We start from the raw sequence: 14,200 nt of genomic DNA, 5'->3' as shown, positions 1-14,200 counted from the left end.
AGCGTAAATATTTATGTTTTACGAGAAAACCTCAGTATAGTTCAGTATAATCTACCTCATTTGACTATTTGACTTATAGGCGGAGCCTCCGTGCGCCTAAATATATTCTCATATTTCTCGATTCTTGAAGCTCTCTCCCGCGGGGAGTTCCCTTGAGCTCTCGCAGGGTAGCAGTCGCTCTCTTCTTCGTAATTGTAGTAATTTCCGTTGTTTACATAGGAGCTCTCTCGAAGAAAAGCGAGAGGCTCGTGGTCTATGCCGGGGCGGCCGCCGCGCCCGTCTATCGAGAAGCGGTCGAGGTCTTCCAGCGAGAGACAGGAGTCCGGGTAGAGCTCAGGCTCGGCGGCTCGGGGGCTCTGCTCTCTCAACTCCTCGTGGCCCGCGACGGAGACCTCTACGTGCCCGGCTCCCAGGAATTCTTATGGAGAGCCGCTCAACTCGGCGTGCTCGACTCCTCGAGGAGGCCCGTCGTCTTGGCCTATCTCGTTCCGGCTCTGATAGTTGCCAAGGGGAATCCGAAGAACATCACGAGCATCGAGGATCTCGCGAGGCCGGGCGTGTCGATTGCGATCGCCGACCCCGAGGCGGTCTGCGTGGGGTTGTACGCGAAGGAGATACTCGAGAGGATCGGGCTGTGGAGCGAAGCCTCCAAGAACATCAAGGTCTACGCCTCGAGCTGTGAGCACCTGGCTTCCCTCGTCACGACGGGCGCTGTGGACGCGGTCCTGGGATGGCACGTGTTTCACTTCTGGGACCCCAACGCGACGGAACTTGTGCTCTTGAGGCCCGGCGAGGCGGCGAGGATAGGCTACATAGCGGGGGCGGTCACCGCCTACTCGAAAAACAAAGAGCTCGCCGAGGAGTTCCTCAAGTTTCTCTCGTCAGAGAAAATGGCCGAGGTCTGGAGGAGGTACGGGTATCTACCAACCCTCGAGGAGGCTCTCAAGCTGGCGCCGGGCGCCACGGCGGAGGAGCTCCCATGAGGCTCCCGCTCTTCTCGATCGCTTGCTACGCGGCTCTCCTCCTCGCGTCCTCGCTCTCTCTGGCCGCGCTGCTGGCCCCTCTCCTCGTGGGTCCGAGCGATATACTCAGGGAGCTCTCCTCGGCGAGGTCGCTGAGAGCGCTCGTCCTCAGCGCCTCCACCGCCACGGCGTCCCTCGCCGCCTCGCTGCTCATCGCGCTCCCGACGGCCTACGCTCTCTCCAAGAAGAACTTCCCCGGTCGAGGAGTCCTATTGGAGTTGAGTAAGCTGCCGGCCGTCATGCCGCCCATAGCGCTCGGCCTCTCTCTCCTGCTCTTCCTCAAGCGCACGAGCGTCGGAGCGGCTCTCGACTCGCTCGTCGGCTTGACATTCGAGGTGCCCGGCATAGTGTTAGCTCAGATGGCCGTGGTGCTCCCAGTGATGGTGTCCTACCTCAAGGACGTATTCGACGCGGTGGATGATAGGCACATCCTAATGGCCAGGAGCCTCGGGCTCTCGGAGTTCGAGGCTTTGGTCAAGGTGGCGATCCCGATGAGGTGGAGAGGGATCTTGGGGGCGAGCTCGCTGGCCTGGGTCAGAGCCGCCGGCGAGTTTGGGGCGACGCTCATGGTGGCCGGGGCCACTCCACACAAGACCGAGACTCTGCCCATCTCGCTCTACCTGGCCATAGCTCGAGGAGATTTGGCTCACGCCGCCGCCTCGGCTCTAGTCCTGGCCGCTCTGGGAGCGCTCGCGCTGGCGACGCTGAGGATCGCGGGGAGGTCCGTCGAATGATCGAGGTCCTTGGAATAGCGGTGAGAAGAGGCGCCTTCACGCTGGAGATCGAGGAGCTGAGGGTAGAGCGAGGCGAGATCCTCGCGGTCATGGGCCCCAATGGGGCGGGCAAGACCACTCTCCTAGAGACGCTGGCAGGCTTCATCAAGCCCGAGAGAGGGAGGATCCTCCTCGGGGGCCTGGACGTCACGAGGCTCCCGCCCGAGGCCAGGGGAGTGGGCTACGTTCCCCAGGACCTCCTGCTCTTCCCCCACATGACGGTGTGGGAGAACGTGGCGCTCAAGCTGAGGAGGCGCGAGGACCTGGCCAGAGCTCGCGAGGCGTGCTCTCTCCTCGGCCTCGATGGGCTCCTGAGCAGGAAAGCTGGGGAGCTGAGCGGAGGGCAGAGGCAGAGGGTGGCTCTGGCTCGAGCTCTGGTCAGAGCCGAGAGAGCCCTGCTCCTCGACGAGCCCCTCTCGTCGATCGACGCGGAGTCCCGAGAGAGGGTCGCGTCCGAGACCGAGAGCGTCCTCAGGGCTTGGGTCGAGAGGAGCAGAGTCCCGACGATCTACGTCAGTCACGACTCGAGCGAGGTCGAGAAGCTAGCCGATAGGGTCGTCTTGCTCAGGGGGGGGCAGGATAGTCGGAGGGCGGACGAGCTGACGCGTCTCGGCATTAAGAGCCTGCTTGTTTCTTCCTCTCTTCCTCGAGGATTTGAGTCACGACTCTCCTAAGCTCCTCCTCGGATGTCTTGACATCGCTCACCGCCTTCGAGGCCTCTCTCTTGACCCCCTCCCCGACCTCCTCCATCTCCTTGGAGGCTCGTCTGAACTCTCTTATCGCCTCGCCGATTCCCCTAGCTAGCTGAGGCAGCTTGCTAGGTACTAGGAGGAGCAGAACGACGATGAGACCCAAGATGATCAGCTCGGTCGTGCCGAGGCTAAATGGCATGAGATGATCACCGAGCGCTCTCTCCGCGCTCACGAGTCGTCGCGCAAATATTAATTCGTTTCCAGGGCCTCGGCGAGAGCTAGAGCTCTCCCGAGGTCCCCAGCTTTCTCAGCTTCTCAGCCAGCTCCTCGTACCAGGCCGGAGTTCTCGGCTCCTCGATCCTCCTCGCCGGCGTGTAGGGCTTGATGTCGAGGACGGGAGTCCCGTCGAATAGGTCCAGTCCCGATACGATGAGCCTCCTGCCCTCAACTCTCTTCAACTCAACTATGGTCAGAGCCAGCGGGTTGGGCCTGTGGGGCGAGTCGGTGCAGAACACCCCAACGAGGGGGAGGCTCTCGAGAGGGACGCCCAATCTGGCGAGCCTCATCGGTCTGACGAGCAGAGTCCTCCTCTGCTCCTCCGTTACTTTGTGTAGATAGGCCAACACGATCAGGTGCGAGAACCCCTCGATCCCTTTGAGGCCCTCGGCGTATTCCTCGAGGACCTCGATCTCGCCCTCCACCCCTCTCGGCGAGGACTTCACCTCCTCGTCGCAGCGCGGAACTCTCACGTAACCTATAGGCTTCACCTCGAAGGAGAGCCGCTGGGGGCTCAAGCTCCTCAGCTCCGAGGGGGAGACCCTCAGCGCTCGAGCTCCTCGACCTCTCGGAACCAGGGCCTCGACGTGCCGACCTTGCTCCTCGCGATCCACCTCTTGGTCTTTGGAGCTCTCTCGAGAACGTCGAGCAGTTCGTCGATTCTCGAGATAGCTGCTCTGGCCTCTTCGAGTCCCCGGGACTCGAGGAGCTCCCTTGCCCTCTTGAGGTTGGTCACCGCATCGTACCAGAAGCCCCAGTCGTCCGATAAGATCGAGACAACGTATCTCGAGTCTACGCACTCTCTGTCCTCCCCCTCGCACAGCTCGTGAGCGCGTAGGATCGCTGCGACGTCCAGGAGGTCTCCTCTCGTGGACCTCACTATCTGGAGCTTGCTGAGGAGCAGGTCCGCCAGAGGCAGCGTTGGGTAGTCCAGCTCGAGCCTCCCTCTCCCCGGCCCCTCGCCGAAGGGCACGTCGTGATTGAACTCGAGCTTGTCAAAGAACACGTCCACCTCGAAGCCCAGCGTCGGATGGACGTAGATGAGCCTCTTGTGCCCGTACATCATCTTGAAGAGGGGGTTCGACTCGAGCCCCAGTCCTCTCTCGAGGAGCTCCACCACTTGCTTCCTCTGCTTGCCGTAGGCCGCGAGGTCCACATCCTTGAACGTTCCGTTGTGAGCCTCGAACCTGCCGAGGGACCTCGCCAGCTCAACGGCGTCGGGCTCGTGGAGCGAGTGCAGGTACACGGCGCAAGCCCCCAGAATCCTCAGCACGACCCCCCTCCTCCGAGCCTCCTCGATCATCTCGACGGCCTTGGCCGCGAACTCGTCGACGTCGAGAGGGGGCCTCATCTCAGCCCTCTACCCTCCAATATCCTCCCAGTTCTCCCCCTCTCAGCTCCACGACGTATCCCCTGAGGATCCCCTCGCTGTACTCGCTGCCCGGGTTCAGGACGACCGTTCCGCCCACTCTGTCAACGCCGCTGGACTCGTGAATGTGGCCGTGGAGGCCGACCAGAGGACGCACGTCTTCCAACACGCGCCTCACGGCAACACTGCCTACGTGCTCTGTGAGGACCACACCTCCGATCACCACGGGCCTCAGGCTTCTGTCCAGCTTGGGAGCTATGTCGAGGTTAGTCCCGTGGGGCGGGCAGTGGAGATTGAAGACGGCCCTCTCGGGCCTGTCGAGCTCCGAGGCGAGAGCCCTCAGGTGCTTCTCGAGCTCCTCCTCCGCCATCTCTCTCGGAGTTCTCCAAGGCGTCGGATTGACGTAGGGAGACGATAGGATCTCGTGCCCTCCGAGCTCCTCGACGCCGCCCAGCGGAGTCGTGGTCACGCGGTCCTCGAACTCTCTCAGGACCTCGTCTACGAAGAAGTCGTCGTCGTTGCCGGGCATGACTACGACCCTCACCTCGGCCCTCGCCTTCTCGACGGCCTGTTCTAGCCAGAGCCTGAGCCTCTCGACGATCTTCTCGTGCATCAACTTCTCGACGAGCTCGGGCTTGCTCCTCAGCTCCTCGAGCTCGCTGTCCGTTACTCTCACGTAGTAGGCTCCCGCCCCCTCGAGCCTCTCCTCGAATGCCGAGACCTCGGCCTCTCCTCGCAGCCTCCACTTTCTCCCGAAGTACCTCGCATGATACTCGTCTCCCCTCTTCACTATTGGCACGAGGACCTTGCCCGTGAGATCGCCCGCCATCACCAGGACGTCGGCCCCGTAGACCTCGGCGGATCTGAGCCACTTCCTCCAAACGAGCGAGGAGCCGTGAACGTCCGTGGCGAAAAAGACTCTCACCTTCCACCCTCTCCTAAGCCGGCGGTATCTGAGCAAAGACCCTGCTGGGCTCTATTCCCCTCTCTCTGTTCTTCTGCGACATGTAGGCGAAGATAAGGAGGCCGGCCGTGCCGACGACGACGTTCACGAGTACTATCGCGGGGTCGCTGTAGGCCGTCAATATCATGAAGAACCAGCCCAGAGCGAAGACGAGAGCGCCGACGACGGTGCAGAGCCTCCTCGATGGCAACACCACTTTATCGAAGAGGTCGGGCCTCCAGTGTGGCATAAGCATGAGGGCCAGGCCGACGGGCCAGACGAAGAATAACACGCTGAAGTCCATGAACGATATGAGAGCGGCGGCCGCTCCGTAGCCCATGTTCTCCATGTAGGTCATGAGCGCGCCGAACAGAGCCATGATCGCTATCACGTGGTTGGCCCACGTGGGGGCAGCCCACCTGGGGGAGACGGAGGCCAGGCGCTCCGGCAGCATCCTGTCGAAGGCCATCGAGAAGAAGCCCCTGACTCCTCCGACCCATATCGGTATTATCGTGTTGAGGTACCACAAGACGAAGCACGCGCCGAGCGTTACTGCAACAGCGGGGCTCCCGAGGAGCATCGACGCGTAGAACGGTATCGAGGGATCCGGCGGAGGGACCCCGAGGATTCTCTCCAGCACGTCGGGGTACTCCGACTTCAGGTACGCGTAAGAGGCGAGGAAGTCGTAGCCGAAGGCTCTCTGAGCCAAGTAGGGCAGCGTCAAGTAAACCAGCGTCACGATGACGAATCCGGTCAAATAGCCTCGGAAGTAGCTGCGCGAGGGGTCCTTGACCTCGCTCCCGACGAACGTCACGATCTCGACCCCCGTGAAGGCCCACAGCGTCCACAGCAACATTCCGTAGCTCCCGGCGAGGAGGCCGACGGGAGAGAGGGGCTCCACGCCTCCTCGGCCCTCCACGGCGGTCGAGAGCACGGAGCTCGCGGCGCCGGAGCCGAACACGGCGTCGAAGCTCCTCTGACCGGCCCCGGGCTCGGCGGCGGCCAGGACCAGCATGGCCGTCAGGGTGGCCGCGAGGGGCAGAACCACGAGAACTCTCATGGTCCACTTGATCACTCTCATCCCCAAGTAGTTGAGAGCCCACACGACGAGCACGACGATTATCGCGACGACTAGCTGATTTCTCGGCTCAACGAGGCTCTCGGCCAGCCTGAGCATCGAGGGGCTCCCGGTCGCTGCGGCCGCCACGGTCAGGGGGCCGCTCAACACCTTGATCCCAATGAACGCGAGGAAGCCGGATGCCATCGCCGCTCCTCCGCCGATCACGAAGTACCAGAAGGGCAAGAAGCCGAGGACGGGGTGGATCGCCCTGGAGACGAAGACGTAGAGGCTGCTGGACCTGGGGAAGGACGCAGCTATCAGAGCGAAGGCCACCACGAGGGGCAAGAACATCAGGCCGGCGAGGGCGAAGGACAACACGATGCTGCCTCCATAGCACGAGGGGTCCCCCAATATCTTGACCGAGTAATAGGTTATGCCGGAAGCCGCCGGCGTGGCGAGAACCCAGAGAGCCACGTCGAGCCACGAGAGCTCTCTCACGAGACCCGACGCTCTCCTGACGAAGACCTCCTCGGTCAACCTCATCGACCCGTCGGGCGTGCGGTGTAGGTTAACGAGTATATAATCAGATCGTTCTGCTCGTGAGATAGGGCATCGCTGCTCGTTAATAAGCGTCGACGAGGCAGTTAACCGAGAAGCTCACGCATTCTCCGGCCAAAGAGGCCGCCCAGGGGCCCCGCCCTCTCAGGCTCCCCTCATGGCCACGAGGATGGAGGCAGCTATTATGAGGCCGGCGCCTATCATCTTCCTCGGACCGACGAGCTCCACCCCGGTGAGCCTCGCGTAGATCTGCGTGATGGCTGGCGAAAGAGAGATCACGACGACGGTGGGCGAAACTCCCAGCGCACCTATGCTCAGGGCGAAGAGCGAACCCCCCACTACGAGGTCTAAGACAGCTATGAGCGGTAGAGCGCTCCACCCCTTCGGCGGGAGGGGAGAGGGGGCTCTCCCTCTCGCGGTGAGCTGAATCCACGCAGCCAAAGCGGCGGCAGCCACCCTTGCGTAGGCTATCGAGAAGAAGTCCACGCTCTCGCTGGCCAGCTTGATGCACGAGACGCTGGCGACCCAGGAGAGGGCGGCGCCGAGCGCGTAGGCGATGCCCGCCGCTCCGGCTCTCCCCTCGCCGCTCGACACCACGACTACGCCCGCGAACGCGATCAGCGAAGCCGTCACGACTTCGGGCCTCAATCGCTCTCCCAAGAGCGAGGCGGCGAACTGCGACAACACGATGTACGTGTAGGCCACGGGAGCAGCTACGGAGGGCCCCGAGCGTCTTATGGCCCCGAAGTAGAGCGTGTCCCCTATCCAGAGGCCGAAGAGCCCCGAGGCGGCGGCGAAGAGGAGGTCTCTGCTCGGCTCGAGCTTGAGAGCGGCAGCAGGGGATGAGAGGACGGCCGCGTAGAGGAGCCTCCTGGCGTTGAGGGCCAAGGGCCCCGAGCCCCTCATGTAGGACCTGTAGGGGAAAACTATGAGCGCCCATATCGTGGCCGCTAGGGGGGCGGCCAAGAGCCCCGCCGGCCTCCAGGCGCCGACTCCATCCAATGAGCCCCTTCCACCTCGACGAGCGGGTGTGCGAGGAGGAGCAAATATAACGATGACAAGCTCCCGAGAGGCCCTCGGCCGCGACTCACAGGCTCGGGAGGCCGAGGATTCTAGGCCTCTCGCCGAGCTTCGCGTACCCCCACGGCATAGCCTGGAAGTTATGAGAGGCTCCCACGCGCCCACGAACGTCCAGCCCCAATAGGCCGAGCGTGCCGCGACCTCTCCTCGCCGTGACCTCCGAGACCACAGCATTTAGAGCTTCGACCAAGTCGCCGAGCCTCTCTACCAGCTCGACAGCTCGCCTGGACGCGGACTCAAGTATTATGACCTCGCCAATCCCCGTGGCCACGACCGCGGCCGAGCGACTCGCGTAGAATCCGGCTCCGGGGATGGGGGTGTCGCCGACCCGCCCGGGCAGCTTGCCGGTTATACCGCCCGTGCTAGCTGCAGCGGCCAGGCGGCACTCGTCGTCTAGAGCGACCGCCCCGACGGTGTCGACGAGCGGGGAGAGCGCCCGGGCCCAGGGCCTCCCCTCGAGGGGCCAAGCCGGGGCCTCGCCGCGGCACGTCGGCTCCAGCCTGGCGAGGCCCGCGAGCTCGGCGAGCCTGGCGGCCCCCTCGCCGACGAGGAGCACGTGCGGAGTGCTGCGCATCACCTCTAGAGCGGCCAACACGGGGTTTCTGAAGCCTCGGAGAGCTCCGACGGCTCCGGCGTCGCCCGTCGAGCCGTCCATGACTCCGGCGTCCATCTCGACGCAGCCCTCTGAGTTGAGCGTAGAGCCCGAGCCGGCGTTGAGCACCTCGCTGTCCTCGAGGACCCTCACGGCCTCGACGGCGGCGGCGAGCGCCCCCCGCTCGATCTCCTCAAGCCCCCGCTCGATCGCCTCGGAGAGAGCTCTCTCGACGGCAGAGTAGCCTCTATCGGGCCTCCAGCGACCGGCCCCTCCGTGGGCCGCCACAGCGGCCGTACACGCCAAGGCGCGGGCCCCCCTCCTCGGCTCAACGCGAGTGGTATTTTTGCGCCAGAGCTCGAGGAGAGCCTCGCGCCGAGAACGAGAGGCAAGGGAGAGAAAGGAGAAAAACGGGCTCCCGTGTCACTCGACGGATATCAGAGTCTCGGTGGCTTCTACCCCCTTTACTCCGTGGATGCGCTTGACCGCGTCGTATAGGCTCTTGAGGTCGGGGACCTCGAGGACCGCTATAATATCGCAGTGGCCCGCCACTGGGTAGGCCTCCTTGACTCCCTCAGTCCTCCTGACCGCTTCGAGGACCCCTTCGAGCAGGCCGGCCGTTGCGTGTATCTCGACGAAAGCTCTCAACGCGATCCCCGAGCTCTTCTCGAGGGCCTAGCATAAAAGCCCTCTCTCAGCTCCGCGCGAAGGGGGGGTCGACGCTTGATCAGGGTCTCGGTGCGAGGGAGGCCGAGCTATTGGAGGCTCACCGTTTACTCGTGGTTGTTGGAGATCAGAGAGATCCTGGAGGGGGAGCTGGGCGAGGAAGTATCCATTGAAATCGAGGAGGGAGAGAGCGAGCTCCCCGAGCTCTTGGTGGATGGGGTCCCGATCGGTGAGGGGGTGCCGGGGGAAGAGGGTTATCTCATCGAGATAGTCAAGAAGGCCGTCGAGAGCCTTAGGGTATCAAGGCTCTAAGTCGAGGCCCCTCGCCTCCCGAGCTCCTCGGAACGAGGAGCTCCGGGCGACGAGGCTGAGGGCTCGGCTCGCTCCCCAGCGACGCCGCCCGCTTTATATCCCTCGGCCTCTCAAGGCTCCGCGGGGATCGAGGACGATAGACGTCGAGAGGCTCGCGGTCCTCAAGAATTTGCCCAGGACGGGTTGGCTCCTCAGAGGGATCCCGCCGGCCGCCGCGGAGAGCGTGGCCGGGCACTCTTTCGAGGCCGCGGTCTACGCCCTGATGCTGTGCCGAGAGCTCTCGAGGAAGGGCTTCGCAGCGGACCTCGGGAGAGCTCTGACGCTAGCTCTATTGCACGACTCGGAGGAGGCGCTCCTCGGCGACGTCGTGAAGCGCGCCAAGCTCAGAGCTCGAGGCCTCGAGGAGGCGAGGCTGGAGGCTCTGAGAGAGCTGGGGCTGGGGGAGCTGACCGAGCTCCTGAGAGAATACGCCGAGCTCTCCAGCGTCGAGGGGGTGATTGCGAAGATCTCGGACCTCCTGGCCACCGCGAATCAGGCGGCGAGGTACCTGGACTCGGGCTACCGAGGGGTCGAGGACATAGCTCTGGGGGCTCTGAGCGAGCTGGACTCCCTCTTGAGAGGGCTGAGAGACGAGGAGCTCGGGAGGGCGCTGAGCGAAGTGATCGGGAAGCTCGTCTCGCCCATCCTCCGCCGTCCCCGAGCCTAGAGCCGTCGAGGCTTCAGGGCCGAGACGAAGAAGCTAACCGCGAAGTACGCGAGCAGAAGAGACACGGCGAGCAGGAGGACCCCGTACGCTCCCGCCCCCAAGACGCTCGCGACCCCTCCTCCGGCCGCTAGAAGAGCGAGCCAGGCGTAGTCCATCCACACGTGGCTGAGGTACATTAAAGCGAGACCTCCTCGACCCGCCTCGACCGCTCTGGCAACGAGGGGCTGACCAACCGTCAGCCACCACAGGAGGAAATAGGGGTTCAGGCCCGTGAGGAGCGCGCCGGTCCACAGAGCTCCGCCGACGCTCATAGGGCTCGCGGTCGACGTTGCGGTCTCCGCCGACGCCCCGAGGAGGATCGCAACGGCGTCTCGAGCTACGAGATAAGCGAAGAACGCCATGAAGGCCGCCACGGCGAGACTCATTGGTCTCGAGTATCTCTCGAGGAGGGGCCTCACGTGGCTCCTCCACTTGGCTAGAACGACGACGTAGGGGAGCTCGAAGAGCGTGTGACCGACCGCGAGCGCGAGGCCGCCGAGGGCCCCCAAGCTCGCCCCGACCGCCACGGCCGAGGCGGAGAGAGGACCCGGGCTGAGCGCTCCGCTGGCCGATATCGCCACGGTCGTCGCGGCTAAGGAGAGAAGCGAGGAGGGCAAGGCCGCGGCCTCGCGCGAGTGGCGCAGCCAGCCCTCTTATCGATTTCCCCGAGCTCTCCCGCCGTCATAACGCTCTTCCGACTCGAGGCATAGCCCCCATGTCCGAGGAGAAGGAAAAGAGAGGAGCGACCAGGAGGGAGCTCCCCGCCATTACGGCGGCCGGCGCCACAGGTCTTCCCCGGACCGTCACCAAGACCAGACTCTCCTCATCACGACGACCCGGACCACCACGGAGAACGGAGACCGGAGCGGTCACCGAGCCGGAACGATCTGCAGACCATGATCCTCCGCTCCGCCTCCGCTCGCGTCTGACGCTCAGATCAAGCGGGTGATAGAAGCCGACGCAGTCGTAGTGGGAGCGTGGGGTGGTGAGCCTCGTCGTGGCGAGCGTTGCCAATGGGGGGCGAGGGTCGTGGTCCTAGAGAAGCACTCCACAGCTGAAAGGAGCCCACATAGGTCCCGGCCCCGGCGGGAAGCTCCTCGAAGAGGCCGGAGTATCCGTCGACTGCAAGAGGGCGCCGCGGCAAATAGACGTCATATCGGGTAATAAGGTCGACGAGAAGCTCCAGGTCCTTGACAAGGATGGCAAGCCCGTATCCGGTCTCTACGCGGCGGGCAGCGCCGCCGAGGGCCTTTACGCTCAGCGCTACTCGCCGGCCTTCCTATCCGGTTTAAGCAGAAGAACGCGACGCAGGGCTACCCGACCGAGAAAACGCCGTCAAGCAAAGGTGAGCCCGGTCGCCGTCTCCGCCCCCTTCTTTTCCCCTTTCGCGCAGCAGCCCGAGAGCTATAAAGCGATCGGCGCGAGATCGATCAGCGAGGCCCGGTGAAGACTGTAGCCCGCGCCGCTAGGCGCGGCTGAGCGGTGAAGACGCCCTCGATCACGGAGGGCCCTTCTCGGCTCACACCGCCCGCGACGAGTACGTCGGTCAGGTCCCGAGGCGTCGAGAGCGAGCTGGGGGAGGGCCCTCGGAGGTCGAGCGATAGACGCGAGTCGGCGCGGCGGAGAATCGCAAGTGGCTCGAGAGCCGCTCCCGTGCTCAAAGCCTCGGAGCCGCTCGAGGTCCGCCGAGCCTGGAGTACGCGCTCTTCAGCTGCTCTTGTCTCCTGAGCCAGCCCCTTTCCCACTCCTGTTTGCACCTCTCGCTGCAGAACACGATGGCTTTGTTGACGCAACACGTCTTGAGAGCGTGCACCGGGTCGGAGACGAGCCTGCCGCAGACGGCGCATCTGGTCGGGCCGGACCCCGCCTCTTCGACCGAGAAGGGCAAAAACGTCACCTCCACCCGAGTCTAGGGAGCTCGGAGCGGCAGCGCGCGCAGAGGCCGTGGTGAGTGGAGCAAGACGAGCAGACCCTCCTGCCGCATCTCCTGCACGTCGACGTCGCGGCTCTCTCGCCGCAGAGAGCGCAGAGAGAGCTCAACTCCTGAGGTCCTCGATTATTCGCCTGGCGACCCTCTTCCCGGACAATAGCATGGCCCCGAATATCGGCCCCATCCTCGGAGTGCCGTGGACCGCGGCGACGGCCATGCCCGTCACGTAGAGGCCCGGGACGAGCCTGCCCGTGTTCTCGACGACTAGCCTCTCTCCCTCGGCGGCGTGAGCCGATTTCTCGCCCCGAGGTCTCAGAGCGAGCTCGGGTATCTTCCTAGAAGCCACGCTCACGACTTCCGCGTCGTGGCCCGTGGCGTCGACGACCGCCCTCGACCACACAAAGAGAGGATCGACGTGGAGGCCGGCCATCGTCACGGCGGTCCACTGAATCGCCACCCCCCTTATCTCGAGGGGGTCGGGCCTGTAGATCACGTCGTCGACGGTGACCCCGTGTATTATCTTGGCGCCCGCGTCGATGGCCCCCGCTGCGAGCTTCGCCATGAACTCCGCCGCATCGACGACGTAGAGTCCGTCCACCCCGGAGGGCCTCGCCCTTATGCCGAAGTCGTCGAGGACCTCCTTGGCCTCCTCCTCGACGACTATCTTGTGGAACAGCATGCCTCCTCCTCCTATTCCCCCGCCGAAGCTCAGCCTCCTCTCGAAGATCACGGTCTTGAGGCCGGCCTCGGCGGTGTACTTCGCCGTCACCATGCCCGAGGGCCCCGCTCCCACCACTACCACGTCGACGGACGAGAGCTCGGCCCACTCCCTAGAGGCGTGCTCGACGATGATCCTCGTTATCGCCGCCTCGAGCGGCTCGACTCTCTGGAGCGAGGCGAGAGAAAGGGCGCTCAAGCCGGATCGCCGAGACGAGCTGAGCCAAACCGATTTATATATTTGATTTTTATCTGGTTATCATCGATTGAGGAGACCGGGCCCGGCAGAACCGCGTGAGTCATCGTGAACTTGGAGACGCGAGTCAGGCGGAGATCGCGGCGGGGGAGCCGAGCCCTCCCCTCGAAGCGCCCTCTCCAGCGCGATCCGGAGACCCGCGACCGAGTGCGCTAGGCCAGCGCGGCGGCGACCAGCTGGGGGCTCCTCGCATGAGGTAATTATCCGGAGACCGGCTCCAGGAACCGCCGAGAGGGGAGAGAAGAGGTCAGCTCGACGACCAGCGCCGCCGGAGCCACGCGAAGAGCCCAGCTTCAAAGTCGACCGCCGAGCCTTCTCCGCGTTTGGCGTTTTGATGCCACGAGCCCTGAGAAGACTCGGTGAGCTCGAGATCGCGCGTGCCCCCTCAGAGGAGGGCACTCGAGCCTCTCGCTCTGGCGCCGGCGCTCAGGATCCCGGCCTTCGCCGCGGCAGCTCTGAGCCTAGAGAAATTTATACCCAAATCTTAGACCCCTCGCGAGGCTCGAGGGGCGCGGGGAGATGGAGGAAACGATACTGCTCCCGCTGCCCAGGCTCAGAGGCGAGATAAGCGTCGAGGAGGCCCTGGCCTCGAGGAGATCGGTGAGAGAGTTCTCGCCCGACCCCCTCACGGTCGAGGAGCTCTCTCAGATCCTGTGGGCCGCCTACGGAGTGAGCGAGACCAAGTGGGGCCTGAGGACTGCCCCGAGCGCGGGCGCCCGCTACCCGCTCGTCGTCTACGCGGTGGTGGGACGCGGAGGAGTCTCGCGCGGGGGAGGAGAGAGCTTAGAGCCGGGCTCGTACAGATACGATCCCCACGCTCACGCGCTCAAGCTCATCAAGCGAGGAGACCTGAGGGCCGACCTGAGGAGGGCCTCGCTCGACCAGGAGTGGGTCGAGGAGGCCCCCGTCAGCTTGGCCATATCGGCGATATACGAGAGGACCACGGCTAGATACGGCTCGAGGGGGGCATCCAGGTACGTCCCAATGGACCTCGGCCACCTCGGCCAGAACGTCTACCTCCAGGCCGTGGCCTTGGGCTTGGGAACCGTAGCGATCGGGGCTTTCCGCGACGAGGAGGTCAAGAGGGTCGTCGGCATGGGGCCCGAGGAGGTCCCTCTCTACGTTATGCCGGTGGGGAGGCCCCTCAGGAGGCACGTGCTGACGCCCGAGGACCTCGAGAGGTACTACGCTCGTCGTAGACCGTGAGAT

At 64.2% G+C, this 14,200-nt stretch carries 18 protein-coding genes; 6 read left to right on the top strand and 12 right to left on the bottom strand.

From position 1 onward, the window contains the following. Window positions 1–152 precede the first annotated feature (152 nt). Genes modA through QXU97_04595 form a run of 3 tightly spaced genes read left to right on the top strand, consistent with a single transcriptional unit; the run spans window position 153 to window position 2,469 of the window. A complete protein-coding gene (modA, locus tag QXU97_04605; protein ID MEM4035875.1) occupies window positions 153–983 on the top strand; it encodes a molybdate ABC transporter substrate-binding protein in 831 nt (276 codons plus the stop codon). Next, window positions 980–1,756, top strand: a complete 777-nt coding sequence (locus QXU97_04600) for an ABC transporter permease subunit (protein MEM4035874.1) — start codon at window positions 980–982, stop codon at window positions 1,754–1,756. The genes modA and QXU97_04600 overlap by 4 nt, the downstream gene beginning before the upstream one ends. Further along, complete coding sequence (locus QXU97_04595; protein ID MEM4035873.1) at window positions 1,753–2,469, top strand: ATP-binding cassette domain-containing protein; 717 nt, start codon at window positions 1,753–1,755, stop codon at window positions 2,467–2,469. The genes QXU97_04600 and QXU97_04595 overlap by 4 nt, the downstream gene beginning before the upstream one ends. Here the strand turns inward: QXU97_04595 and QXU97_04590 are convergent. The 8 genes from QXU97_04590 to QXU97_04555 form a co-directional block, all read right to left on the bottom strand. Then, window positions 2,411–2,686, bottom strand: coding sequence for a twin-arginine translocase TatA/TatE family subunit (locus QXU97_04590; protein MEM4035872.1), 276 nt, complete (start codon window positions 2,684–2,686; stop codon window positions 2,411–2,413). The two genes, QXU97_04595 and QXU97_04590, sit on opposite strands and share 59 nt — an antisense overlap. A gap of 79 nt (window positions 2,687–2,765) precedes the next feature. Next, complete coding sequence (tsaA, locus tag QXU97_04585; GenBank protein ID MEM4035871.1) at window positions 2,766–3,281, bottom strand: tRNA (N6-threonylcarbamoyladenosine(37)-N6)-methyltransferase TrmO; 516 nt, start codon at window positions 3,279–3,281, stop codon at window positions 2,766–2,768. Window positions 3,282–3,307: 26 nt separating this feature from the next. Next, entirely contained in the window at window positions 3,308–4,114 is an 807-nt protein-coding gene (locus QXU97_04580; GenBank protein ID MEM4035870.1) for a hypothetical protein, read from the bottom strand. Window position 4,115: 1 nt separating this feature from the next. Next, entirely contained in the window at window positions 4,116–5,057 is a 942-nt protein-coding gene (locus tag QXU97_04575) for a hypothetical protein (GenBank protein MEM4035869.1), read from the bottom strand. Window positions 5,058–5,070: 13 nt separating this feature from the next. Next, window positions 5,071–6,678 carry an APC family permease gene (locus QXU97_04570; protein ID MEM4035868.1) on the bottom strand — a complete coding sequence of 536 codons (1,608 nt, stop codon included), beginning with the start codon at window positions 6,676–6,678 and terminating at the stop codon, window positions 5,071–5,073. A 159-nt stretch (window positions 6,679–6,837) separates the two neighbouring features. Continuing rightward, the gene (locus QXU97_04565) at window positions 6,838–7,695 is read right to left on the bottom strand and encodes a DMT family transporter (protein MEM4035867.1); all 858 of its coding nucleotides are present in this window, start codon (window positions 7,693–7,695) and stop codon (window positions 6,838–6,840) included. Between the two features lie 85 nt (window positions 7,696–7,780). Next, window positions 7,781–8,671 carry an isoaspartyl peptidase/L-asparaginase gene (locus tag QXU97_04560; protein MEM4035866.1) on the bottom strand — a complete coding sequence of 297 codons (891 nt, stop codon included), beginning with the start codon at window positions 8,669–8,671 and terminating at the stop codon, window positions 7,781–7,783. Window positions 8,672–8,788: 117 nt separating this feature from the next. Beyond that, a complete protein-coding gene (locus QXU97_04555) occupies window positions 8,789–9,013 on the bottom strand; it encodes an Lrp/AsnC ligand binding domain-containing protein (GenBank protein ID MEM4035865.1) in 225 nt (74 codons plus the stop codon). A 75-nt stretch (window positions 9,014–9,088) separates the two neighbouring features. Here QXU97_04555 and QXU97_04550 point away from each other — a divergent pair, with 75 nt between their 5' ends. Beyond that, complete coding sequence (locus tag QXU97_04550; GenBank protein ID MEM4035864.1) at window positions 9,089–9,343, top strand: hypothetical protein; 255 nt, start codon at window positions 9,089–9,091, stop codon at window positions 9,341–9,343. 169 nt (window positions 9,344–9,512) lie between these two features. Next, window positions 9,513–10,049, top strand: coding sequence for an HD domain-containing protein (locus QXU97_04545; GenBank protein MEM4035863.1), 537 nt, complete (start codon window positions 9,513–9,515; stop codon window positions 10,047–10,049). On the opposite strand, the gene QXU97_04540 is transcribed toward QXU97_04545, so the two are convergent. From QXU97_04540 to QXU97_04525, 4 genes are all read right to left on the bottom strand, one after another. Then, a complete protein-coding gene (locus QXU97_04540; protein ID MEM4035862.1) occupies window positions 10,046–10,705 on the bottom strand; it encodes a LysE family transporter in 660 nt (219 codons plus the stop codon). The genes QXU97_04545 and QXU97_04540 overlap by 4 nt on opposite strands. 1,040 nt (window positions 10,706–11,745) lie before the next feature. Further along, a complete protein-coding gene (locus tag QXU97_04535) occupies window positions 11,746–11,976 on the bottom strand; it encodes a hypothetical protein (protein MEM4035861.1) in 231 nt (76 codons plus the stop codon). Between the two features lie 5 nt (window positions 11,977–11,981). Further along, window positions 11,982–12,128, bottom strand: coding sequence for a hypothetical protein (locus QXU97_04530; protein ID MEM4035860.1), 147 nt, complete (start codon window positions 12,126–12,128; stop codon window positions 11,982–11,984). Next, on the bottom strand, window positions 12,125–12,934 hold the full coding sequence (locus QXU97_04525; GenBank protein MEM4035859.1) for a sulfide-dependent adenosine diphosphate thiazole synthase: 810 nt from the start codon (window positions 12,932–12,934) through the stop codon (window positions 12,125–12,127). The genes QXU97_04530 and QXU97_04525 overlap by 4 nt, the downstream gene beginning before the upstream one ends. A gap of 576 nt (window positions 12,935–13,510) precedes the next feature. Here QXU97_04525 and QXU97_04520 point away from each other — a divergent pair. Continuing rightward, entirely contained in the window at window positions 13,511–14,197 is a 687-nt protein-coding gene (locus QXU97_04520) for a SagB/ThcOx family dehydrogenase (GenBank protein MEM4035858.1), read from the top strand. The last annotated feature ends 3 nt before the right edge of the window (window positions 14,198–14,200 follow it).

The sequence above is a fragment of the Fervidicoccaceae archaeon genome (genome assembly GCA_038878695.1).
Classification (GTDB): domain Archaea; phylum Thermoproteota; class Thermoprotei_A; order Sulfolobales; family Fervidicoccaceae; genus JAVZVD01.
Note: the sequence above shows the minus strand (reverse complement) of the source record. Positions and strands in the feature narration are given on the sequence as shown.